The organism is Kocuria sp. KSNUG, assembly GCF_049532735.1.
Classification (GTDB): domain Bacteria; phylum Actinomycetota; class Actinomycetes; order Actinomycetales; family Micrococcaceae; genus Kocuria; species Kocuria rhizophila.
In genome coordinates this window covers 1,264,101-1,287,060 of record NZ_CP150981.1, presented here as the reverse complement: position 1 = coordinate 1,287,060, position 22,960 = coordinate 1,264,101, and the positions used below count along the sequence as shown (strand labels likewise).

Annotated in this window: 20 protein-coding genes and 1 pseudogene; 11 read left to right on the top strand and 10 right to left on the bottom strand. The window is 71.9% G+C overall.

The features are described 5' to 3' along the window. Positions 1–31: 31 nt before the first annotated feature. The gene (gene rsmI / locus AABM36_RS05540; RefSeq protein WP_423447798.1) at positions 32–952 is read right to left on the bottom strand and encodes a 16S rRNA (cytidine(1402)-2'-O)-methyltransferase; all 921 of its coding nucleotides are present in this window, start codon (positions 950–952) and stop codon (positions 32–34) included. A gap of 98 nt (positions 953–1,050) precedes the next feature. Between rsmI and AABM36_RS05535 the strand changes: the two genes are divergently transcribed. Next, positions 1,051–2,685, top strand: coding sequence for a dolichyl-phosphate-mannose--protein mannosyltransferase (locus AABM36_RS05535; protein ID WP_423447797.1), 1,635 nt, complete (start codon positions 1,051–1,053; stop codon positions 2,683–2,685). On the opposite strand, the gene AABM36_RS05530 is transcribed toward AABM36_RS05535, so the two are convergent. The 4 genes from AABM36_RS05530 to AABM36_RS05515 are packed head-to-tail and all read right to left on the bottom strand — an operon-like array spanning position 2,669 to position 5,877. Further along, positions 2,669–3,325 (bottom strand): TIGR01906 family membrane protein, encoded by a 657-nt coding sequence (locus tag AABM36_RS05530; RefSeq protein WP_423447796.1) that lies wholly within the window; start codon positions 3,323–3,325, stop codon positions 2,669–2,671. The two genes, AABM36_RS05535 and AABM36_RS05530, sit on opposite strands and share 17 nt — an antisense overlap. Positions 3,326–3,384: 59 nt before the next feature. After that, positions 3,385–4,656 carry an Ig-like domain-containing protein gene (locus AABM36_RS05525; protein WP_423447794.1) on the bottom strand — a complete coding sequence of 424 codons (1,272 nt, stop codon included), beginning with the start codon at positions 4,654–4,656 and terminating at the stop codon, positions 3,385–3,387. A gap of 58 nt (positions 4,657–4,714) precedes the next feature. Next, positions 4,715–5,302: a DUF3499 family protein gene (locus tag AABM36_RS05520; RefSeq protein WP_423447792.1), complete on the bottom strand. Its 588-nt coding sequence runs from the start codon at positions 5,300–5,302 to the stop codon at positions 4,715–4,717. Between the two features lie 5 nt (positions 5,303–5,307). Further along, positions 5,308–5,877 (bottom strand): WhiB family transcriptional regulator, encoded by a 570-nt coding sequence (locus AABM36_RS05515; protein WP_423447791.1) that lies wholly within the window; start codon positions 5,875–5,877, stop codon positions 5,308–5,310. 222 nt (positions 5,878–6,099) lie between these two features. On the opposite strand from AABM36_RS05515, the gene AABM36_RS05510 reads away from it, so the two are divergent. Beyond that, a complete protein-coding gene (locus AABM36_RS05510; protein WP_423447789.1) occupies positions 6,100–6,816 on the top strand; it encodes a TIGR03089 family protein in 717 nt (238 codons plus the stop codon). Positions 6,817–6,943: 127 nt separating this feature from the next. Here the strand turns inward: AABM36_RS05510 and AABM36_RS05505 are convergent, their stop codons facing one another. Further along, positions 6,944–7,615: a GtrA family protein gene (locus tag AABM36_RS05505; protein ID WP_423447787.1), complete on the bottom strand. Its 672-nt coding sequence runs from the start codon at positions 7,613–7,615 to the stop codon at positions 6,944–6,946. A 236-nt stretch (positions 7,616–7,851) separates the two neighbouring features. Between AABM36_RS05505 and AABM36_RS05500 the strand changes: the two are divergent. The 5 genes and pseudogenes from AABM36_RS05500 to AABM36_RS05480 form a co-directional block, all read left to right on the top strand. Beyond that, positions 7,852–8,979 (top strand): annotated as a pseudogene (locus AABM36_RS05500) (5-(carboxyamino)imidazole ribonucleotide synthase); the annotation flags it as partial. A 93-nt stretch (positions 8,980–9,072) separates the two neighbouring features. Further along, the gene (gene purE / locus AABM36_RS05495; protein ID WP_423447915.1) at positions 9,073–9,570 is read left to right on the top strand and encodes a 5-(carboxyamino)imidazole ribonucleotide mutase; all 498 of its coding nucleotides are present in this window, start codon (positions 9,073–9,075) and stop codon (positions 9,568–9,570) included. A 193-nt stretch (positions 9,571–9,763) separates the two neighbouring features. Beyond that, positions 9,764–11,443, top strand: a complete 1,680-nt coding sequence (locus AABM36_RS05490; protein ID WP_423447785.1) for an LCP family protein — start codon at positions 9,764–9,766, stop codon at positions 11,441–11,443. A gap of 54 nt (positions 11,444–11,497) precedes the next feature. Then, on the top strand, positions 11,498–12,490 hold the full coding sequence (locus AABM36_RS05485; RefSeq protein ID WP_423447783.1) for a lipid II:glycine glycyltransferase FemX: 993 nt from the start codon (positions 11,498–11,500) through the stop codon (positions 12,488–12,490). After that, positions 12,487–13,242, top strand: a complete 756-nt coding sequence (locus AABM36_RS05480; RefSeq protein WP_423447781.1) for an SDR family NAD(P)-dependent oxidoreductase — start codon at positions 12,487–12,489, stop codon at positions 13,240–13,242. Before AABM36_RS05485 ends, AABM36_RS05480 begins: the two co-directional genes overlap by 4 nt. A gap of 50 nt (positions 13,243–13,292) precedes the next feature. Here AABM36_RS05480 and AABM36_RS05475 read toward each other — a convergent pair whose 3' ends face one another. Together AABM36_RS05475 and glpX are read right to left on the bottom strand one after the other, a co-directional pair. Then, complete coding sequence (locus tag AABM36_RS05475) at positions 13,293–14,978, bottom strand: hypothetical protein (protein WP_423447779.1); 1,686 nt, start codon at positions 14,976–14,978, stop codon at positions 13,293–13,295. Positions 14,979–15,092: 114 nt separating this feature from the next. Continuing rightward, the gene (glpX, locus tag AABM36_RS05470) at positions 15,093–16,100 is read right to left on the bottom strand and encodes a class II fructose-bisphosphatase (protein ID WP_082141970.1); all 1,008 of its coding nucleotides are present in this window, start codon (positions 16,098–16,100) and stop codon (positions 15,093–15,095) included. Between the two features lie 137 nt (positions 16,101–16,237). Between glpX and AABM36_RS05465 the strand changes: the two genes are divergently transcribed. The 4 genes from AABM36_RS05465 to AABM36_RS05450 all read left to right on the top strand — a co-directional run bounded on the left by AABM36_RS05465 (position 16,238) and on the right by AABM36_RS05450 (position 21,806). Next, the gene (locus AABM36_RS05465; RefSeq protein WP_423447777.1) at positions 16,238–17,131 is read left to right on the top strand and encodes a DUF4245 family protein; all 894 of its coding nucleotides are present in this window, start codon (positions 16,238–16,240) and stop codon (positions 17,129–17,131) included. 186 nt (positions 17,132–17,317) lie between these two features. Next, on the top strand, positions 17,318–17,968 hold the full coding sequence (locus AABM36_RS05460) for a carbonic anhydrase (RefSeq protein WP_423447775.1): 651 nt from the start codon (positions 17,318–17,320) through the stop codon (positions 17,966–17,968). A 318-nt stretch (positions 17,969–18,286) separates the two neighbouring features. Further along, a complete protein-coding gene (locus AABM36_RS05455; protein WP_423447773.1) occupies positions 18,287–19,693 on the top strand; it encodes a class II fumarate hydratase in 1,407 nt (468 codons plus the stop codon). A 370-nt stretch (positions 19,694–20,063) separates the two neighbouring features. Further along, positions 20,064–21,806, top strand: a complete 1,743-nt coding sequence (locus AABM36_RS05450; RefSeq protein WP_423447771.1) for a pyruvate dehydrogenase — start codon at positions 20,064–20,066, stop codon at positions 21,804–21,806. Positions 21,807–21,903: 97 nt separating this feature from the next. On the opposite strand, the gene AABM36_RS05445 is transcribed toward AABM36_RS05450, so the two are convergent. Both AABM36_RS05445 and AABM36_RS05440 read right to left on the bottom strand, forming a co-directional pair. Next, the gene (locus AABM36_RS05445) at positions 21,904–22,371 is read right to left on the bottom strand and encodes an NUDIX hydrolase (protein ID WP_423447769.1); all 468 of its coding nucleotides are present in this window, start codon (positions 22,369–22,371) and stop codon (positions 21,904–21,906) included. Between the two features lie 29 nt (positions 22,372–22,400). Beyond that, on the bottom strand, positions 22,401–22,940 hold the full coding sequence (locus AABM36_RS05440) for a prepilin peptidase (protein WP_423447767.1): 540 nt from the start codon (positions 22,938–22,940) through the stop codon (positions 22,401–22,403). Positions 22,941–22,960: the final 20 nt, after the last annotated feature.

Here is a 22,960-nt window from a genome sequence, read left to right as displayed (position 1 = left end):
AACCGACGGCGCGCGGGCGCTCCCGCGGGTCTCAGGCGCGGCCCCGGGTGGCGATCACGGCGTCGTAGAGGCGGCGGGTGCTCACGCCCCGGTCCGTGGCCACCTGGCGCGCGGCGGCCTTGAGCTTGATCTCGTGCGAGGCCACGAGCGCCTCGACCTCCCCCACCAGGTCCTCCGGCTCCGGCGCGGGTGCGGGCGCGGCCCCGTGGACCACCACCACGATCTCGCCGCGCACCTGGTTCCCGGTGGCCCACGCCACGAGCCCGTCGAGGTCGTCCCGCAGCACCTCCTCGTGGAGCTTGGTCAGCTCCCGGCAGACCGCGGCGCGCCGGTCCCCGCCGAGGGCGTCGCGCACCGCCGTGAGCATCTCCGCGAGCCGGTGCGGGGACTCGTAGAAGACCATGGTGCGGGGCTCCTGCACGAGCGCCGACAGGTGGGCGGCACGCTCCCCGGTCTTGCGCGGCAGGAACCCCTCGAAGGTGAAGCGGTCCGTGGGCAGACCGGACACGGCGAGCGCCGCGAGCACGGCGGACGGGCCGGGAAGCACCGAGACGGGCAGCTCCGCCTCCGCCGCGGCGCGCACCAGGGGGAAGCCGGGGTCGGAGACGGTGGGCATCCCCGCGTCCGAGAGCACCGCCACGGTCCGCCCCGCCCGGACCTCGTCCAGCAGCTCGCCGGCGCGGGAGTTCTCGTTGTGCTCGTGGTGCGTGACGATCCGCCCGGACACCGTGACCCCCAGCCCCGTGGCGAGGCGGTGCAGGGTGCGGGTGTCCTCCACGGCCAGGACGTCCGCGGTGCGCAGCACGTCCTTGAGCCGCTGGGAGGCGTCCGAGAGGTTGCCGATGGGAGTGCCCACGACGATCACGGAGCCGGGACCGCCCCCGCGGGGGCCGTCCTCGGACGGAGCCTGCTCGTCGCTGCCGGGTGCCGGGGTCGATGCGCGCGAATTCACAGCACCACTCTACGAACCCCGTCCAGTCGCGGCGCGCAGGCGCCCCGTCCACGCGGCCGCGGCCGCACCGCACGGTCCTCCGGGGTCCGCGCCCTACCATGGGGTGCGTGCCCTCGACTGCCCTCTCCCCCGCAGGCCCCCCGGCCGTCCGCGGCTCCGACCGTTCGCTGAGCGAGCTGCTGCTGCCCGCCGTGACCCGGCTGCCGCAGCTGTGGTGGGTGCCGCTGCTGCTGGTCACCGTGCTGGGCGGGGTGGTCCGCTTCGTGGGCCTGTCCTCCCCGCACGCCGTAGTCTTCGACGAGACCTACTACCTCAAGGACGCCTACTCGCTGCTGCTGCACGGCACGGAGCAGCAGTGGCCGGAGAACGCGGACGAGGGCTTCGTCTCGGGGATGATCCCGCCGGTGGAGGACCAGCCGTCCTTCGTGGTGCACCCGCCGCTGGGCAAGTGGCTGATCGCGATCGGGCTGTGGCTGTTCGGCGCGGACGACCCGTTCGGCTGGCGGTTCTCCGCCGCACTGTTCGGCACGCTGTCCATCGCCCTGGTCTGGTGGGCGGGGTGGCTGCTGTTCCGCTCGGTGTCCCTGGCCACGATCGCGGGACTGGTCACGGCCCTGGACGGTCTGCACCTCGTGGAGTCCCGGCTGGCGCTGCTGGACATCTTCCTCATGTTCTTCCTGCTGCTCGCGTTCGTCTTCGCCCTGCTGGACCGGGACGACGGCCGACGCCGCCTGGTCGCCCGCTGGAACGGCTCCGCCATGGGGCCGTGGCTGGGGGTGCGCTGGTGGCGGGTGGCCGCGGGCGTGGCGTGCGGCGCGGCGGCCGCCGTGAAGTGGAACGCCCTGTTCAGCATCGCGGCCCTGGGGATCCTCGTGGTGCTGTGGGACATGAACGCCCGCCGCGTGGCCGGGGCCCGGCACTGGTTCACGGGAGCGGTGCTCAAGGACGGTCCGTGGGGCTTCCTCACGATGATCGGTGTGGGTCTCGTGACCTACGTGGTCACGTGGTCCGGGTGGCTGCTCACGGACTCCGGCTACGACCGTCACTGGGCCGAGCTGCACCCCGGGGAGGGCCCACAGTGGCTGCCCCCGGCCCTGCGCTCGCTGTGGGAGTACCACGTGTCCGCGTACTCGTTCCACACCGGGCTGGACTCCCCGCACACCTACATGGCGGGCCCGGCCACCTGGCCGTTCATGGGCCGCCCCACCTCCTACTACTACGAGTCACCGGGGGCGGGCACGGACGGCTGCACCGTGGACGCGTGCAGCCAGGCGATCCTCAACGTGGGCAACCCCGCGATCTGGTGGGTGGGGATCGCGGCCGTGCTGCTCGGGGTGTGGCTGTGGCTCGTGCGCCGCGACTGGCGCTTCGGGGCCCTCGTGGGGGTCTACGCGGCCGGCTACCTGCCGTGGTTCCTCTACCCCGAGCGCACCATGTTCTTCTTCTACGCCCTGTCCTACTTCCCGGCCATGGCGCTCTTGATCGCCGGGGCGGTGGGTGTGCTCACCGGCAGGCTGGGCGTGCCGCGGGGCGGCGCGGTGGCAGGCTCCGTGGCGGCCGCGGAGGGGGAACGGGTGATCTCCCCCGTGTGGGCCCGCAGATGGCACACCGTCACGCTCGTGTACCTCATGGTGGTGGCCGCGCTGTTCGTGTTCTTCTGGCCCGTGTGGACCGCCCAGACCATCCCCTACGAGCACTGGCGCTGGCGGATGTGGTTCAGCTCCTGGATCTGAGGCTCCGGCGGCGCCGGAGGGTCACCAGCACGGTGGCGAACGCTCCCACCAGGGCCACGAGTGCCACGGTCACGGCGGCGTCCACCCAGAACTGCGTGGGGTAGAGCCGGATCAGGGTGTCGGTCACGCTGAACGTCCACGTCCCGGAGCTGAAGAACAGCGAGTGGAACGCGGTGAAGAACTGCTCCCAGCCCAGCAGGGCCGTGGCCGCGGCCACCACGAGCAGGGCCACGGTGAGCCAGGCCCCCGCGAACCACGCGGCGGAGGCGGTGCCCGGTGCCGTCCGGTGCAGGAACCATCCCGCGAGCGCGCTGAGCACCAGCAGCACCGCGGCCAGCAGCAGTCCCCACTGCATGACGTGCTGCACGTCCGTCATGTGGGAGACCTCGGACGGCGTGAAAGCCAGCCCGCCCTCCGGGCTCACGAGTCCACCCAGGTACTCGGGCGGCGCCAGGTTCATGATGTAGTCCAGCCCGTACGAGCCGAACGTCATGCGCTCGTTGAGGCCCATCCCCCACTGGTCGGCGGGGAAGCCCGGGCGGTGGTACTCCAGCCACAGGAAGGCCGGGGTGGCCACCAGGCGGACGCCCACGGCGAGCCACAGGACGGGCAGCGTGAGCACCAGGAACACCTGGAGCACGCGTTGCACCGGCGTGGGGCGGGGCGATCGGGCCGGGGCCGCGGAGGAACCGGGCGCACTCACCAGTTGCCGTGCCAGTTCTCGTCCGCGTAGTGCTCGAACGGGATGTTCCAGTCACCGTAGCCGTCGTCCGGATCCGCCTGCGGGTAGTCGGTGTTGACCACCTCGACCATGTCTCCGGGACGGAAGACGTCGTAGATGTAGGACGCGCCCTCCGGGGGCATGCCCACGCAGCCGTGGGAGACGTTCGCCACGCCGAGCACCGGCAGCGCGGAGGGCAGGGCCTGGTGGATGAACTCCCCGCTCCACGTCAGCCGGGACACGTTGGAGGCGTCGAACGGCGGGTAGTAGTGCGGATCGCCGGGTTCCAGGTTCAGGGAGGAGGCCTTGAACTCGTAGGACTCCGCCTGCTCGATGATCACCTTCTTGCCCGTGGTGGAGGGCCAGTCCGGGTTGCCCAGGGTCACGGGCCAGCTGCCGGTCTGCTTGCCGTCCACGTAGGACACCAGGGTCTTGGTGTTGTTGTCCACGTACGCCCGTTGCTCGGGGCCGGTCGTGAAGCTCACGGTCTTGTTCCCGTTGCCGATCATGCCGTTGCCCAGGTCCGTGCCCAGGATGTTCGCCGAGACCTTCACGGAGGAGTTGGACGCCCACGGCTTCTCCGGGCGGAAGCGCAGCTTCTGGTCCGAGTACCAGCGGAACTGGCCCTTCTGGTGGGCCCCCTCCACGGTGATCGCCTTCTCGACTGCCTCCTTGTTCGTGACCGGCTCGGAGAACGTGAACTCGGGAACCTGCCACACCCCGTAGGTCCCGCCGTCCTTCACGTTCATGCTCACGTCCGCCTCGTGCGCGGCGTCCACGGTGGTGAAGGCGCTCTCTCCCGTGCGCTGCTGGTCGCCGTCGCGTGCGGTGTAGGACACGGTGTAGCTCTCGTTGAACGCCAGGGGCTCCGTGGAACGCCACTCGCCGTGGTTCTCACTCAGCGAGCCCTTCGCAGTCTCGCCGGTGCTCGTGGCCGTCACGGTCACGTCCGTGAGCTCCCCGCCGGACGCCGTCACCACCACGGGATCCACGGGGTTGACCATCGTGGTGTCCGCCGCCGGGGCCACACCGACCTCGGGCGCGGCCGATGCGTGCTGCGAGGCCGTGGTGCCGCTCGCCGGGGAACCGGGCGCGGCGGCGTCGTCCCCCGGGCCCGCGCCGCACGCGGTGAGACCCAGCAGCGCCACAAGACCCAGGGCGGACAGGGCAGGACCCCGGGACGGGCGGGACCCGCGGAGGCGGAGCCCGGATCGCTCCGAGGACGGACGGTGTGGTGACGAGGACGTCATGGAGAACCTCACAGGGGGATCCACCAGCCCAGGCCCGCCACGGATGGACGCCGAACGGTCAGGGACGGCGCCAGTGCGGCGTGCGCAGCTCGTCGGGCATCGCGACGGAGCGGGGCGGTGCAGGATGATGATGTGCGTTCGCAACTGATTGCGTCGGTTCAGGATACCCCTTGGACCTCTCCACCGGAGCCGACGGGGTGTCGGCCGCGTCCTCGCTCGCGTTCCGGTCGGCCGCCGCCGCGCCGGGGTCGCCGTCCAGTGCGTCCTGCGCCGGCGGGACCCGGTAGGAGACGTCCCGCAACGCGCGGGCGCCCCGGGTCGGTCGGACCGCCCCGAGGGAAGGGCCTCCGCCGGGCGCCCGACGGGTGGGCGGGGTGTCGCCGGTGCTGACGGCCTGGACCACGTCGTCGAGGTCGTCGCGGCTCCAGCCGCCCGGGGCCTCGAGCCGCACGATGCGCCAGCCACGGGGCGCTGTCAGGGCGTCGGCGTGGGCGGGGCAGAGGTCGTAGGCGTGCGGCTCACGGCGCGCGGAGAGCGCCCCGATCACGGCGGTGGAGTCCGAGTACACGTAGGTGAGGGTGCACACGGCTTCGCGGTTGCACGTCAGCTTGGAGCAGCTGCGGCGAGGTGTGGCGGTGTCCGGCACGGGACTCAGCGTCCCCGGCGGCGCAGCCGACGCCGCTCGCGCTCGGAGAGACCACCCCAGATGCCGAACTTCTCGTCGTTCGTCATGGCGTAGTCCAGGCACTGCCCACTCACGGGGCACGCCTCGCACACGCGTTTGGCGTCCCGCGTGGAACCGCCCTTCTCGGGGAAGAACGCCTCGGGATCGGTCTGGGCGCACAGCGCGTCCGTCTGCCACGCGAGCTCGCCCTCGGCGTCGCCCTCGCTCACGGAGTAGAGACCAGCAACGGCCTGCCACACGGAGGCGTCCACGCTCTGGACGTCGTGGACCTCCATGCCGCTGAGATTTTGGGGCGCGGCGGCGGAAGGTTCGGGATCGCGGGGCTTCTTGCGGTCGGAGCGCAGCAGCACGTCGCCCGCCACCTCGGGATGGGCGGCAAGGAAGGCCGAGGCCAGATCGTCCAGGGTGGTCACCCCGGCGGCCCCACGGGCCTGGTCCACGGGGTCGACGAACCAGTCCACGGGAACGGCGCCCCCGCTCGCATCGGCTGCGGAGTCCTCGCGACCGTCGATCCGGCGGCGTGCGGCCTCTCCCATGTCAGTCCTTCCGTCCCACGCGTTCGCTGTCTCGTGCCCTCAACCAGCCCGGTTGTCCCGGCCCGTGCGCCGTGATCGGGTTCACCCACGGGGGCCGGGTGGACCCCCTAATTACACGCGTGTAAGTCCCTGGGGTCAAGCCGAGTACCCTGAGGTGACCGGTTCTTCCGGCGCGCCGCCCGGGAACCCGGGGCGCCGTCACTTACCCTAAGGAGTTTCTTCGTGGGACGCACACCGAGAGACCTCGCACAGGCGCTCATGACGGTCTCCGAACGCCCCACTCCCGCTCTGGTCTGGCGTGACGGCGCCGAACGCGTCGAGCTCTCGGGGCGCGTTCTCGTCAACTGGGTGGAGAAGTCCGCCGGGCTGCTCGTGGACGAGCTGGACGTGGCCGCCTCGGACGTGGTCACGGTCTCCCCCGTTCCGCACTGGCGACTCGTGGTGATCGCCCTCGCCGCCCTGCGCGCTGGAGCACGCGTGCAGTTCACGCACCGGCCGGAACCGGACTCCGTGGTCCACGCCCACCTGGAGTCGGCCCCGGACGACGACGCCGCCGCGCAGCTGTTGCTCGTGGTCGCCCGGCCAGCGCTGGCCTTCTCGTGCACCGCTCCCCTGCCGGACGGGGCCGTGGACTTCGCCGACGAGGTGCGCGCCATGCCGGACGTCTACACGGGGTTCGAGGCCCCGGACCCATCGGCCGAGGCCCTGGGAACCGGCGTGCTGCACGGCGAACTTGTGACGCGGGCTCTCGCGGCCGCTCCGTCCGGACTGTCCGAGGCGCCCGGAACCGTGCATTTGTCACTGACCGACGGGTGGGGTGACGCGGAGCTGCTCACGCTGCTCGGCACGGTGGTGCTGGGCGGTGCCGTGCTGATCACGGCCGGACCGGAGGACGCCACGGAAGACGTCCTGAGCCAGGAACGCGCCGTTTCCCTCTGACCGGGCCCGCTCCCACCCGGCGGACTCCGGGGCGCACGCGACGAACGGCAGAGCTCGCGGGCCACGGGGGTCGCGGCCGCCAGGACACGCGGTCTCCAGGCCGCGCAGGGACCTGAACCCGCGGAATCTAGGATGCGCGGCGGATGTCGTCGTCCGCGGGCCCGGACACGGGGCGCGCGGCGGTGGAACCGGAGGAGTGGGACTCCCCGGGCCCAGCGGCGTCGTCCCGCGAGTGCCCGTCACGGGCGGTGTCCGCACCGCGGCCGTGGGTGCCGTGCTCGTGGACCACCGGCATCTGGCTGGTGATGAACGCGAACTCCTCGTCCGCGCTGTCCGCGAAGTCGGGATCCTGGTCGAGCTCGGTGCGGAAGACCCAGAAGCGGTAGGCGAAGTAGCGGAAGATCGTGCCCAGGATGGTGCCGATGACCGTGCCCGAGATGAAGGACGCGGTGGCGGAAGTCAGCCCCAGGACGTAGTAGCTCACCCCCAGGCAGCCGAGCTCGATGGCCATGCCGATGCCGTTGGCCACGAGGAACTGCACGAGCTCCTTCTTCTTGTCGTCCTGGCGCTTTTCCCGGAACGTCCACATCCGGTTGGCCACCCACGAGAAGATGATGGCCACCACCGTGGCCACCACCTTGGCCTTGATGTGGCTGTCGGAGAAGTGCGGCGTGTGCATGAGCAGCCACACCAGGCTGGCGTTGATGCCGAAGGCTGCGGCACCCACCAGACCGAACTTGGTGAGTTCCTTGACGAAGAGATCCCACAGCGCGTGAGCGCGATCAGCCAGGTTGTTCAAGGATTCGATCTCAATCTGCTACTCGGGGAAGGTGGACGGTCGTGGTCCCGGCCACCCGATCGGTGCACCGCCACGGACCCGCCGCGCCCCAGACGGGGCCGCTCGGCGTTCTGCGATAAATGTCTGCATCTTACTCCGACATGACTGTGCGTGGCGTGTGACGGTATCCTGGGCCGGTGAATTCTCCCGTTACCGGTCCCGTCATCGGCGTCGTGGGCGGCGGTCAGCTGGCCCGCATGATGGCCCCCGCCGCCACCGCGCTCGGAGTGCAGCTGCGGGTCCTCGCAGAGTCCCCGGACGCGAGCGCCGTGCCCGCCGTGCACAGTGCGCCCACCGGTGACCACACCGACCTGGAGTCCCTGCGCCGCTTCGCGGCGGACGTGGACGTCCTCACCTTCGACCACGAGCACGTGCCCACCGCGCACCTGCGCGCCCTCGAGTCCGAGGGCGTGGCCGTGCGGCCCGGTCCGGACGCGCTCGTGCACGCACAGGACAAGCTCGTGATGCGCCGTGCCGTGCAGCGGCTGGGCCTGCCGAATCCACGCTGGGCGGAGGTCCACACGTCCGAGGACCTGGTGGCCTTCGGCGAGAGCACGGGCTGGCCCGTGGTGCTCAAGACCCCTCGCGGCGGCTACGACGGCAAGGGAGTGCTCCTCGTGGATGGCCCGGAGGCCGCCGCCCGTGGAACGGCCGCCGAGTGGTTCGAGCGCAGCGCCCGCGCGGCCGGTGGCACGGGGCTGCTCGCGGAGGAGGCCGTCCCCTTCTCCCGGGAGCTCTCCGCGATGGTGGCCCGGCGCCCCTCCGGCGAGACGCGCGCGTGGCCCGTGGTGGAGTCCATCCAGGTGGACGGCGTGTGCGACGAGGTGATCGCCCCGGCCCCGGGTCTGGACCCGCGCGTCGCCGCCGCCGCGCAGGAGGCGGCCCTGCTGCTGGCCCGCGAGCTCGGGGTCACCGGCGTGATGGCCGTGGAGCTGTTCGAGACACCCGGCACGGACGCGGGGTTCGCGGTCAACGAGCTGGCCATGCGCCCGCACAACTCCGGGCACTGGAGCATGGACGGCGCCGTGACCGGCCAGTTCGAGCAGCACCTGCGCGCCGTGCTGGACTGGCCCCTGGGTGCCACGGAACCCGTGGCGGGCGCCGCCGTCATGAAGAACGTGCTGGGCGGAGGCAACCAGGACCTGTTCTCGGCCTACCCCGCCGCCATGGCCGCGGAGCCGCGCGCCAAGATCCACACGTACGGCAAGTCCGTGCGCCCCGGCCGCAAGATCGGGCACGTCAACGCCGTGGGAGGCACCCACGAGGTCGAGCGGCTGCGCGCCGCGGCCACCCGTGCCGCCGCGATCGTCCGCGACGGCGAGCAGGCGGGCGGCTCCGAAACGCTGAACCCCCGGCACACCGCCACGTGGGGCGCGGTTCCCGCGACGCAGGCGGAGGCCCCGGTGGTGGGGCTCGTCATGGGCTCGGACTCGGACTGGGCCACGATGTCCGCCGCGGCCCAGGCGCTCGAGGAGCTCGGAATCCCCTACGAGGCGGACGTGGTCTCCGCGCACCGCATGCCCACCGAGATGCTCGAGTACGGGCGCACCGCTCACGAGCGCGGACTGCGCGTGGTCATCGCCGGCGCGGGCGGGGCGGCCCACCTGCCGGGCATGCTCGCGTCCGTCACGCCGCTGCCGGTGATCGGGGTGCCCGTGTCCCTGAAGAACCTGGACGGCATGGACTCCCTGCTCTCCATCGTGCAGATGCCCGCGGGTGTTCCCGTGGCCACCGTGTCCGTGGACGGCGCGCGCAACGCGGGTCTGCTCGCGGCGCGCGTCCTCGCCTCCTCCCCCGATGTCTCGGGGACCGAGCTGCGCGGGCGGCTGCAGGACGTCGCCCACGAGCTGTCCGAGGCGGCGCACCGCAAGGGCGCCGCCCTGCGCGAGACGGTGGCGCGCGGCGTCGGCTCCTGACCCTCCACCCGGACGACGCCGCCCAGCACCGTCCCGCCGCGGACTCGCCCGGGCACCCCGCATCTCGACACCCACCCGGGTGGACAGGGCACAATGAGCGCGTCGGAGTCCGTCCCCCGAGGCACCGGACCCCGGCCCCGCGGGACCGCTCCCGCGGACCCGCACCGACTTCCCCTCCCGCACGGAGCTGCACGTGAACGGATCGACCGACCGCCCAGACGGCGCTGCCGCCCACCCCACGGCCACGAGGGCCTACGAGCAGGTCGCTGACGCCGGCCCCGGCGACGAGCACGACCCGTTCGCGGGTGCCACGGCCGCCCGCCACCCGGACGACGGACCCCGCCGCACGAGGTCGCGGGTGGGCGATCCCCTGGTGCACCCGCGCTTCGCCGCACCGGCCACCCGCACCAGGCGTGCGTGGTGGCTGCTGGGAGCCACGCTGCTCGTGCCGGGCTCCGCGCAGCTCGTGGCGGGCAACCGCCGGCTCGGGCGCGCCGCCGTGCGCGTCACGGCCCTCGTGTGGGCGCTGCTCCTCGCGGCGCTCGTGCTGTGGTTCGTGTGGCGCACCGCCGTGGTCTGGGTGTTCACCGGCGCCGTGACGTCCCTGGTGCTCATGGTGGTCCTGGTGGCCCTCGCCATCGGGTGGGTGCTGCTGTGGTTCGACACCCTGCGGATCATCAGACCCGGTCTGCTGAGCACCGGGATGCGCCGCGCCGTGATCCTGGTCACCGTCCTCGCCATGCTCGTGACGGGAGGCGGGCTCGGGTACGCGGCGCACCTGGTGTCCGTGGCCCGCGGTGCGATCTCGAACACGTTCGCGGACGGCCTCCCGTTCGCGCCCTCCGACGGGCGCTACAACATCCTGCTCATGGGTGGGGACGCGGGCGAGGACCGGGAGGGCCGCCGCCCGGACTCCATGTCGGTGCTGAGCATGGACGCCTCCTCCGGGCAGACCGTCTCGGTGTCCATCCCGCGCAACCTGCAGAACGTTCCGTTCCCCTCGGACTCCCCCATGGCCGCCGTGTACCCGGAGGGGTTCAACTGCGGGGACGAGTGCCTCATGAACGCCATCTACACGGACGTCATGCAGAACCACCAGGACCTCTACCCGGGCGTCGCGGACCCGGGCGCCCAGGCCACCAAGGAGGCCGCCGAGGGAGTGACGGGCCTGAAGATCCAGGGCTACGCACTCGTGGACATGGACGGTTTCGAGGCGTTCATCGACGCCATGGGCGGGATCGACATCACCGTGGGCGGTCGCGTGCCGATCGGCGGCGGCACCAACCTCGAGACGGGTGAGAAGAACCCGATCCTGGGGTACATCGAACCCGGCACCCAGCACATGGACGGCTACCACGCGCTCTGGTACGCGCGGTCCCGCGAGGGCGCCACGGACTACGACCGGCAGGCACGCCAGCGCTGCGTCCAGGCCGCGATGATCTCCCAGCTGGACCCCCGCACAGTGCTCACCAACTTCGACGACCTCGCGGCGTCCGGCGAGCAGATCCTCGAGACGGACATTCCCCAGGCCTCGATCGGCTCCATGGTCTCCGTGGCCGGCAAGGCCCAGAACCACGAGCTGCAGTCCTACGCCGCGGGCCCGCCGTACTACGACCAGAGCTTCCCCACCTACCCGGACTACGCGCAGTTCCAGGCGGACCTCGCGGCCGTCCTGGAGCAGGCCGACGGCCGGAGCGCGCAGGCGGCGGGCAGCGCGGCGTCGTCGTCCGTGGGGGGTGCCGACGCCGCCGGGGCCGGCACGGGTCCCGCCGCGGGTGTCTCCGCGGCCGGTTCCAGCACCGTGCGCCCGGCGCTGGCCAGGGTGCCCTCCGAGGAGCAGCTCTCGCCGAACGGCACGTGCTCGGTGCCCTAGCCCCGTGCGATCCGGGCCACGGCGCGCACCGGTGCGCATCGGTACAGTGGGAGCGTGGCAAACATCCTTCAATCCCCCGAATGGGCACAGTTCCAGCAACGCATCGGTCACCGCGTGGTCCAGGCCGAGGGCCCGGGGTGGCGGTACCTGGCCACGGTCGAGGGTGGCCGCACCGGGCGCTACCTCTACTGCCCGTACGGCCCGGAGGCCGAGTCCCCCGAGGCGTTCGACCTCGCACTCGAGGACCTCGCGGCCCAGGCCAGGGCGCACCGCTGCTGGTTCGTGCGGGTCGAGCCGGCCAACGGGCACCCCGCACGGGTGGGTGAGACCCCTGAGGCGTCCCTCGAACGCCGGGGCATGACGCGCTCCCCCCGCCAGGTGCAGCCGGGGCACACCCAGGTGGTGGACCTGCGCAAGGATCCCCAGGACCTGCTCAAGGACATGAAGTCCACCAACAGGAACCTGTACCGCAACATCCACAAGAAGGGTGTGAGCATCGAGCGTTCCCAGGACCCGAGGGACATCGGGTACCTGCTGGATTTCCTGGAGGACACCGCCAGGCGCCGCAACTTCAACCGCCAGCAGGACGACTACCTGCGCGCTGCCGCGCAGACCCTCATGCCGCTGGGCGCGGCGAGTCTCTACCTCGCCAGGCTCGACGGCACGCCCATCGCGGCGGCGCTCGTGTACGACTCCGCGGACACCCGCACCTACGCGCACGCGGCGATGGACCAGGAGCACCGCCGGCTCTCGGCGGGAATCCCGCTCGTGGTGACGATGATCATGGACGCCCGGGAGAAGGGCCTCACGTGGTTCGACCTCTTCGGCACCGCCCCCGAGGGCGCCGGACCCGAGCACGAGTGGTACGGCTTCACGTCCTTCAAAAAGGCCTTCGGCGGCGAGCCCGTGTCCTATCCGGGCACATGGGACCTTCCGGTGTCCCGCGTGGGATACGCCGCGTACCACGGTGGTCGTGCCGCCCGGGAGGGACTGGCCGCAGCCCAGCGGAAGCTGCGGTCGCTGCGCACCCGCGGAGCAGCCTCGTGACCCGCACCGCGCTCGTCACCGGGGCCACGGGCGGGATCGGCCGGGCGTTCACCCGGGCGCTGCACGAGCGGGGCTGGGCGCTGGTCCTCACCGGGCGCAGCGAGGAGAAGCTCACCGCCCTCTCCCGCGAGGTCACGGGCGGCGCGGCCCGCGCGGTGGCCGCAGACCTGGGCACGCAGGAGGGCATCGACGCCCTGGTGCGCGTCCTGGAGCAAGATCCCGTGGACCTGCTGGTCAACAACGCCGGTTTCGGCAGCCACGGCGAGTTCGCCACGCTCGATCTGGACCGGGAGCTCGAGGAGCTCACCGTCAACGTACGGGCGCTCATGACCCTGACCCACGCCGCGCTGCGCACCATGGCAGCGGCCCGCAGCGGCGCGATCATCAACATCGGCTCCGTGGCGGGGTTCCAGCCCCTGCCGTCCATGGCCACGTACAGCGCGTCCAAGGCGTTCGTGGACCGTTTCACGCTCGCGGTGGGTGTGGAGGCACGCGAGCACGGCGTTCGTGTGCTGAGCGTGAATCCCGGGCCCGTGGACACCGACTTCTTCGCGGTGGCTGACGCCGCCGCCATCGACCTCGGGCGCTCCGCCCGCCCGGAGGACCTCGCAACGGCGGCCCTGTCCGCGCTCGAGCGCGGCCGCTCGCGGCTCGTGTTCCCGCGGGCCTACCACGTCCTGGAGCGGATCACCGGTCTCGTGCCGCACGCGCTCAGCGCACGGGTGGCCAACCGGGTGTCCGGGCGTTCCTGACGTCCGGCTCCCCGGGGCCGCATCCCAGGCCGGTTCGGCGCCGGGTGGCGCTACCAGCGGGCGGCATCCCTCACGGCGGCACGTCCCTCGGCCACGGCCCGTCGCAGCAGGGCGCCCGCCCGGTTCTCGCCGGGCTCCGGCTGCGCGCCGCCGGTGGCCGACGACGCAGCCCGCCCACTCTCTCCCGCGGTTGCCCCCGCACTCGGTGCGGCGCTACCGGATTCCGTGCCGTGGGACCCCGCGCCGCGCTTGAGTCGACCCACGAGGGGAAGCCTGCGGGCTCCTGAGCGCTTGTCCTGTGCGGGCTCCCGCACCCCTTGGGCCGGTGCGGTGTCACCGCGCGGAGCGAGATCCTGCGGTCGCGCGAGGTCCGGGTCAGCGTCCACCCCTGCGGCAATGGGGGTGACCGAGGCGAGCGACTCGTCCCCGGGAGTCGGGGGAGCAGTCTCCTGTCGCGCGGCGTGCTGCTGCGCCTCCTGCGCTGCGGTGGCGCTGGAGGACGCATGGTCCATGCTCAGCGGCCCCGTGTGGCCGGTGGGAGTCGTGGCAGGAGCCGTGACCCCGCCCTGTGCGGGACTGGCCGCCTGGGCGCGGGCGGTGGGGTCCGGCGTCGTTCCCGGACCTGCGTCCGCGGCGGCACGTTGCGACGGCGCCCCAGCACGCGCACGCTGCTCGGAGTTGGGCGCCCCGTGAGCCGTCAGCGTTTTGGGATCCTCTCCCGCCCCGGGGAGCAGGTCGTCCTGCGGCACGGCCGGGCGGCGGCGCCCGAAGAAGCGTCGCCGCGTCTTCTCGGCGCGTCCTGCGACCTGGAACTCGCCCACGAGCGGGTACTCCCAGGTGCCCAGCACCTCCTGGTCCTCGGTGGCCAGTTCGCGCAGCACCATGGGTTGGCCCGGCTGGTCCGGGTCCCCGGCGAGCACCTTGTGGACCTGGCGCTGCTGCAGCTGCACGAGGCCCGTGAGCAGCAGGGCGTCGTCCACCCCGAGCTGGCGGGCGCGGTCGGTGAATCCCGAGCGGTAGATCATGGCGGACTCCCCGGTGTGGACGAACCACAGGTAGCCCAGCGCGTGCTCCGCGCCGCCCTCTTCCGCGCGCTCGGTGGCCACGAGGAACACGGAGTCGTCCCCCACGGCATGCAGCAGGTCCTTGATGTGCTGGGTGCGCAGACCCACGTGGGACAGGTCCCGGTCTGCGGCGTCCACGCGGCGCACCCGGACCCCCGAGTCCCGCAGTCCCCCGCGGCAGCGCTGCAGCGTGGCGCCGGACAGCCTGCGGGACAGCTCGCCCTCGGTCTCGCCGAGGCGGACCACCAGGTGACGCGGTCCTGCCTCCCCGCGGCGCGGTTTGTCCCGGCGGCGGTACCCGGCCTCCGCGAGCTCGGCGGCGAGCGCCACCGTGGCACGGGTGTCGGGGCTGATCCGGAGCACGGCGGCATGGTGTGCGTCCCGGGCGTGGTCCTGCAGCGCGGCCAGCACCGTCACGAGCTCCCGGGGGTCCTTCACGTGCAGGGACTTGGCGTCCACCACCGTGTGGCGGTCCTCCGCGTGGACCAGCAGCTGACCGTAGCCCACGGTCTGGTTCGCGCGGTCCACGGCCACCCGTTCCACGCTCACGCCCTCGCCCGTGAGGGCCTCGGCCTCCCCGATGCCCCACAGCAGGTCCGGGTGCCCTCCGGTGACCCGGACGCGGGCGTCCCAGGTCTTCCGGTTGCCGCACGGGGTCACGCTCAACGCCACGCCTGTTTCCTCTCCTCGGGCCCGATGCACCGCGCCCCAGCTTAGCGGCCGGAAACGACGACGCGTGCCCACCCGGGTCCGGGTGGGCACGCGCTTCGTGGGGAACGTGGGGGCTCAGCCCTGGCGGCGCTCGTACTTCTCCCACTTGGTGGCCAGGTGCTCGGCCTCGACCATGCGGACGGTGCCGGAGTGCGAGCGCATCACGATGGACTGGGTGGTGATGGTTCGGCCGCGGTAGCGCACACCGCGCAGCAGGTCGCCGTCCGTGATGCCGGTGGCGGCGAAGAAGCAGTTGTCGGAGGTCACGAGCTCGTCCGTGGTGAGGATGCGGTCCACGTCCAGCCCGGCCTCCTCGGCCTTCTGGCGCTCGGCCTCGTCCGTGGGGGCCAGCCGACCCTGGATCACGCCGCCGGTGGCCTTGACGGCGCACGCGGTGACGATGCCCTCCGGGGTGCCGCCGATGCCCATCATCATGTCCACACCGGTGCCCTCGCGGCACGCGGCGATCGCACCGGCAACGTCCCCGTCCAGGATCATGCGGGTGCGGGCACCCGTGGCACGGATCTCCTCCACGAGTCCCTGGTGGCGGGGGCGGTCCAGCACGCACACGGTGACCTGGTTGGGCTTGACACCCTTGGCCTTGGCCACCAGGTGGATGTTCTGCTTCACGGGCAGGCGCAGGTCCACCATGTCCGCGGCCTCCGGGCCCACCACGAGCTTGTCCATGTAGAACACGGCCGAGGGGTCGAACATGGAGCCGCCGTCCGCCACGGCGATCACCGCGAGCGCGTTGTTCATGCCCAGCGCCGTGAGCCGGGTGCCGTCGATCGGGTCCACGGCCACGTCCGAGGCAGGCCCCGCACCGCTGCCCACCTGCTCGCCGTTGAACAGCATGGGAGCCTCGTCCTTCTCGCCCTCGCCGATCACCACGGTGCCGTTGAAGTCCACGGTGGAGAGGAACGAGCGCATGGCGTCCACGGCCGCGCCGTCCGCGCTGTTCTTGTCACCGGCGCCCACCCAGTGGCCGCCCGCGATCGCCGCGGCCTCCGTGACACGCACCAGTTCCAGTGCCAAGTTGCGGTCCGCCACATTTCCCGAGCCCTGCTGGGTCGTCTCTGCCACGTTGTTCCTCACCTTCGAGTTACGGCGGCGCCCGGTCCGCGTGCTGCGGGGTCCCGGGGCACCACCACGGGTGTCTCCAGCATATCCCCGGGCCCCGCTGTTGGGACGGTCCGCGCGGGCACGGCACAATGGAGCGCGTGAGTTCCTCTGCTTCCGGCCCCGACCCCCGCTCCGCCCACGGAGAGCGCCCCGCCGACGACGCCGCCGCCCGCCGCTCCCCCGCCGGCACCGACGGCGCCGCGGCCGTTCCCGGGGACAGCGGCCGCGCGGTCGACGGCCTCGGTACCCCGCCCGCCACCGGCGCGTCCGGCACCGCCACTGCACCCGGCATGCCCTCTCCCTCCAGCACCGATGGTGTTTCGGGAAGCGGAGAGCCCGGCCCCGACAGCGAGAGCGCCGCCCCGGAGACCGAGCCGCGCGGCGTCGGGAACGGCACAGGGAACACCGAGGACACCGGGGACGCCGAGCAGCCCGTCCCCCAGCTGACCACCAAGCAGGCGGCGCGGATCAACGCCCCCATCCGGGGCATGGTCATCTCCATGGCGGTGCTCATACTCCTGCTGCTGCCGTTCCTGTGGCTGCAGCCCAAGCCGGACGGACAGCCCTACCGCGCGAACGTGGACGTGGGGCAGGAGGCCGCGTTTGTGGCGGACCAGGCGCCCTTCACGCCCGCGGCCCCCACGCTGCCCGAGGGGTGGAGCGCCAACTACGCGCGCTGGACCGAGAACTCCGAGGACGGCGTGCCGCTGTGGAACGTGGGATACCTCTCCCCCGAGTACCACCTGGTGGACCTGGTGCAGACGGCCGAGTCCAACCCCACGTGGCTCGCGCAGCGCACCGAGCAGGCTCCGCAGACGGGCGAGAAGACCATCGGCGGCGTCACGTGGACCCTGCACCACCGCGAGGCCACGGACAAGCAGGAGGAGTACACGGCGTGGGTCGCCGACCTCAAGGACTCCACCGTGGTGCTCAGCGGAAAGGCCCCGGACGCCGAGTTCGAGCAGGTCGCGCAGGCGCTGTCCGGCTCCTGACCCGCCGCGGTGTCCAGTGGTGGTCCCTGCGGCGCGGGAGCCCGCAGACCTCCGGACCGGGACGAAGGCCCCACCTCAGGCCGCCCTCCGTGGCCCCGCAGAAGCACGGCGTGAGCCGGTCTACCCTGGAACCGATGCGGGCCCGATCGGCGCCCGCGAACCCTTCGAGCACCCTGGAGCCGTTGCGTGAGCACTCAGACCACCGCCGTGGACCACACCCCCCGCACCCCGCTCGAGGCGTGGCGCGCCCTGCAGGACGGCAACGCCCGCTTCATCGCCGGGCAGACCGAGCACCCGCACCAGGACGCGCAGCGCCGCAAGGACCTCGCGCAGTCCCAGAAGCCGTTCGCCGTGATCTTCGGGTGCTCCGACTCCCGCCTGGCCGCGGAGATCATCTTCGACCTGGGTCTCGGTGACACCTTTGTGATCCGCACCGCCGGTCAGGTGATCGACAACGCGGTGCTCGGCTCCCTGGAGTACGCGATCGAGGTGCTCGGCACGCCGCTGATCATGGTCCTCGGCCACGACTCGTGCGGTGCGGTGACGGCCACCAAGGACTCCGTGGAGTCCGGGCAGCTGCCCCGCGGCTTCCAGCGCGACCTCGTGGAGCGCATCACCCCGTCCGTGCTGGAGGCCAAGCGCGCAGGGGATGCGGACCTGCAGGACATGGTCGTGGAGCACACCCGGCAGACCGCCGCACGGCTCATGGACCACTCCGCCGCGATCTCCAACGCGGTCACCCGCGGGGACGCCGCCGTGATCGGCGTGTTCTACCACCTCGCGGACGGCAAGGCGGAGCTGGTCTACACCGAGGACCCCGCGTTCGGGGAGGCCTGAGCCGCCCGGCCGCACCTGCACGCGACGCCCGCCCCGCCCAGCCGCAACCTCGACCGCAGCCGCCCGCGTGATGCTGTGGTGTGGAGCAAACGCAGCATCACGGCCCAGTTTCTGCTTTATCGACACATGAGAGCGTGACGGTCCGTGCAGAGGCGAGCAGCTGCGAGCGCGGGTTCCCCCACCGGAGGTCCGTGCTCAGGCCTCCGGTGGGGGCGACGGCGCGGCGGCACCTGGGCGGGCGTCGTCGTCGTCCGTCACGCGGCCGCGCGAGCGCCGAGGCGGCGGGCACAGGGCGGTGCGGGCGCCTAAACTGGGGCCATGGCTGAAAACACCGAGTACCGCATCGAACACGACACCATGGGCGAGGTGCGCGTTCCCAAGAACGCGCTCTACCGTGCGCAGACGCAGCGCGCCGTGGAGAACTTCCCCATCTCCGGCACCACCCTGGAGCGTGAGCACATCAAGGCGCTCGCCCAGGTGAAGAAGGCCGCCGCCACCGCCAACGAGGAGCTGGGTGTGCTGGACGCGCAGCGCGCGCAGGCCATCCGCGACGCGGCGGACGCCGTGGCCTCCGGCGAGTACGACGCCGACTTCCCGATCGACGTGTTCCAGACCGGCTCCGGCACGTCCTCCAACATGAACACCAACGAGGTGCTCGCCACGCTCGCCTCGCGCGCGCTCGAGTCCGCCGGTGTGGAGGTCCACCCGAACGACCACGTCAACGCCTCGCAGTCCTCCAACGACGTGTTCCCCACGTCCGTGCACGTGGCCGTGACCAACGCCCTGATCAACGACCTCAAGCCGGCCATGGACGTGCTCGCCACCTCCCTGGAGAAGAAGGCCGCGGAGTTCAAGGACGTCGTGAAGTCCGGGCGCACCCACCTCATGGACGCCACCCCCGTGACCCTGGGCCAGGAGTTCGGCGGCTGGGCCGCTCAGGTTCGCTACGGCATCGAGCGCATCGACGCCTCCCTGCCGCGCGTGGCCGAGGTGCCCCTGGGCGGCACCGCCGTGGGCACCGGCATCAACACCCCGGACGGCTTCTCCGCCCGTGTGATCGAGCTGCTCTCCGAGGAGACCGGGCTGCCCCTCACGGAGGCCCGCAACCACTTCGAGGCACAGGCCAACCGCGACGGTCTCGTGGAGGCCTCCGGGCAGCTGCGCAACATCGCGTACTCCTACATGAAGATCATGAACGACATCCGCTGGATGGGCTCCGGGCCCAACACCGGTCTGGGCGAGCTGCACATCCCCGACCTCCAGCCGGGCTCCTCGATCATGCCGGGCAAGGTCAACCCCGTGATCTGCGAGGCCACCATCCAGGTGGCCGCCCAGGTGATCGGCAACGACACCACCGTGGCGCTGTCCTCCACCAACGGCGCGTTCGAGCTCAACGTGGGCATCCCCGTGATGGCCGCGAACCTGCTCGAGTCCATCCGCCTGCTCGCCAACTCGTCCCGCGTGGCCGCGGAGAAGATGGTGGACGGTCTGCAGGCCAACGAGGAGCGCTGCCGCTTCCTGGCCGAGGCCTCCCCCTCGATCGTGACCCCGCTGAACAAGGCCATCGGCTACGAGGCCGCCGCGAAGATCGCCAAGCACGCCGTGGCCAACAAGGTCACCGTGCGCGAGGCGACCATCGAGCTCGGCTACGTGGACGGCGAGAAGCTCACCGAGGAGCAGCTCGACAAGGCGCTGGACGTCACCACGATGACCGGCAACCACTGAGCCACCCGTTGACCGCCGCGCCCACAGGCGCGGCGAGCGTGTGACAGGACCCGGCCTCCCCTTGAGGGGCGGTCGGGTCCTTCCGTTCCCGGGCCGGAGACCGAGCGCCGGCCACCGGGCCGCGCCGCGCGGCCAACGCCGCGGGGGGCCGGGTTGCCGACGCCGCGGCGTCGGTCCGGGTTGCCGACGCCCGCCCGAGCAGCGCGGGACCGGACGGCCCCGGGGCTCTCGTGGGGCACCCCACGCGCGCCTGTTCCGTTGCCCACAGATCTTTTCGGCTGCAAGGACCCGGGGCTATCCTGGGACACAGAGACATTCGTGATGCCCGCCCGGGTGCTCCCGAGGCGGACCGGTCCTTCGAGGAGACAGTGTGAAACTCGCAGAACAGATCGTCCAGCAGCTCGTGGAAGCCGGCGTGGAGCGCATCTACGGCGTGGTCGGCGACAGCCTCAACCCCATCGTGGACGCCGTGCGCCGCACCGGCGGCTCCGCGAAGGGCGGGATCGACTGGGTGCACGTGCGCCACGAGGAGGCCGGGGCGTTCGCCGCGAGCGCCGAGGCCCAGCTGACCGGCAAGCTCGCGGTGTGCGCGGGCTCGTGCGGGCCCGGCAACCTGCACCTGATCAACGGGCTCTACGACGCCAACCGCTCCGGCGCACCCGTTCTGGCCATCGCGTCCCACATCCCCTCGCAGTACATCGGCTCCGAGTACTTCCAGGAGACCCACCCGGACCGGATCTTCACCGAGTGCTCCGTGTACTCGGAGCTGGTGAGCACACCGCAGCAGTGCCCCGCCGTGGTGAGCTCCGCGATCCAGTTCGCCGTGACCAGCCCCGGCGTCTCCGTGGTGACGCTGCCGGGTGACCTCGCGGACTCGGAGGTTGCGACGCAGGCCCGGCCGTTCGCCGTGCCGGCACCGAGCGCCGTCGTTCCCTCCGACGAGACGGTCGAGCGCATGGCGCAGGCTCTGAACTCTGCCAAGAAGGTGGCGATCTTCGCGGGCATCGGTGTGGCCGGCGCCCACGACGAGGTGATTGCCCTCGCGGACACCCTCAAGGCCCCCGTGGGCCACTCGCTGCGCGGCAAGGACCAGGTCCAGTACGACAACCCGTTCGACGTGGGCATGACCGGGCTGCTGGGCTACGGCGCCGCGGCGGAGGGGCTGCACGACGCCGACGTGATGGTCATGCTCGGCACGGACTTCCCGTACGACCAGTTCCTCCCGGACGTCACCACCATCCAGGTGGACACCGATCCCACCGTGATCGGGCGCCGCACCGGTGTGGACATCCCCGTGCACGGTGACGTGAGGTCCACGATCCTCAAGCTGCTGCCCGAGCTCACCGTCAAGTCCGACCGCTCGTTCCTGGACAAGACCCTGGCCAAGCACGACAAGCTCATGAACAAGGCCGTGGGTGCGTACACCCGCAAGGTCGAGAAGATGACGCCGATCCACCCGGAGTACGCGGCGTCCGTCCTGGACCAGGTGGCGGCCCGCGACGCCGTGTTCACCGCGGACACCGGCATGTGCAACGTGTGGAGCGCCCGCTACATCAACCCGCTGGGCACCCGCCGCATCCTGGGCTCCTACCTGCACGGGTCCATGGCCAACGCCCTGCCGCAGGCCATTGGCGCGCAGCTGGCCGAGCCGGGACGCCAGGTCATCTCGATGTCAGGTGACGGCGGACTGTCCATGCTCATGGGCGAGCTGCTGACGCTCGCGGCCTACAACCTGCCCGTGACCGTGGTGGTGTTCAACAACTCCACGCTGGGCATGGTCAAGCTGGAGATGCTCGTGGACGGGCTGCCGGACTTCGGCGTGGACGTGCCCCAGGCGAACTACGCGCAGATCGCCACTGCCATGGGCATGCAGGGCATCCGGGTGGAGAAGCCCAAGGACCTCGAGTCCGCGTTCACCACCGCGCTCGCGCACCAGGGCCCGTCCGTGGTGGAGGTCATCACCGACCCCAACGCCCTGTCCATCCCCCCGGAGATCAAGAAGGACCAGGTCTTCGGCTTCGCCACCGCGATGTCCCGCATCGTGCTCAACCGCGGTGCCGGCGAGGCCGTGTCCATGGCCCGCTCCAACCTGCGCAACATCCCGCGCGGCTGATCCCCCGGCCGGGCCCGTCCCGGCCCGGGAGAGACACGGCACGACGACGCCGCGGGGCCGCCCCCGCGGCGTCGTCGTCCGTTCCAGGGAGGCAGGCTCAGTTCTCGAAGCTGGTGCGCCCCGTGAACTCGAGTGCCGCCCGCAGCCGCTGCGCCTGGTGCTCCGGCATCGCGGGCAGTGCATCCAGCTCGTACCAGCCGACCTCGAGGGACTCGTCGTCCGCGACCCGTGCGTCCCCGCCCACGTAGCTGCACAGGAACGTGTGGTCCAGGAACTGGCAGCGGTCCCCGTTGGGGAACTGGACTTCTCCTCCGGCCTTGATCCGCACGAGGGCGTCCACCGTGATTTCCACGCCCGTCTCCTCCAGGCACTCCCGGCGGGCGGCCACGCCGGGGTCCTCCCCTGGTTCCACGATGCCGGTGATGAGCCCCCAGTTGCCGTTGTCCGCGCGCCGCCCGAGCAGCACCTTCCCCTCGTGCAGCACCACGGCGGTGCAGCCCGGCAACCACAGCAGCTCGTGGCCGATCCTGGTGCGAAGGCTCTGGATGAACTCCGGTACTGCCATGGTGCGGTCTCCTGGGACGGGGCGGGTGGTCAGGCGAATGCCACGACACCCAAGCTTCCCACGATCATGAACGGCCCCAGGGGAATCCGGCTGGTGGGCCCCGCCCTGCGACTCACCAGCAGCGCGGCACAGAAGGCTCCCGCGAGAAGGAACGTGGTCGCGAGCGCCACCACCGTGTGCGTCACGGAGGAGAAACCGGTGAGGATCCCGAGCACGCCCGCCAGTCGCACGTCCCCGAGTCCCATGCCCGCGGGGTGCGCCAGCCGCAGCGCCAGGAACAGCCCACCCATGATGAGCATCCCCCACAGCATCCATCCGAGCCGTTCGGTGTCCTCCCCGAGGACCGCCGCGGCGCCCAGCAGCAGGGCCGTGACGGGGTAGAGCGGTCGCACCACGGAACCGGGGAGTCGGTGCTCGCGGATGTCGGTGGCCGCGAGCCACACCCCGGAGCACGCGAGCACCAGGACGGCCAGCGCGCACAGCACGGCCGCGAGCTGGGCACTGGGTGCCGCTTCCTGCAGGTGGTCCCCCACGAATCCCCCGATGCCCGCCGAGTTGGGCTGCATCATGGGGCCATGGTAGGCACCGC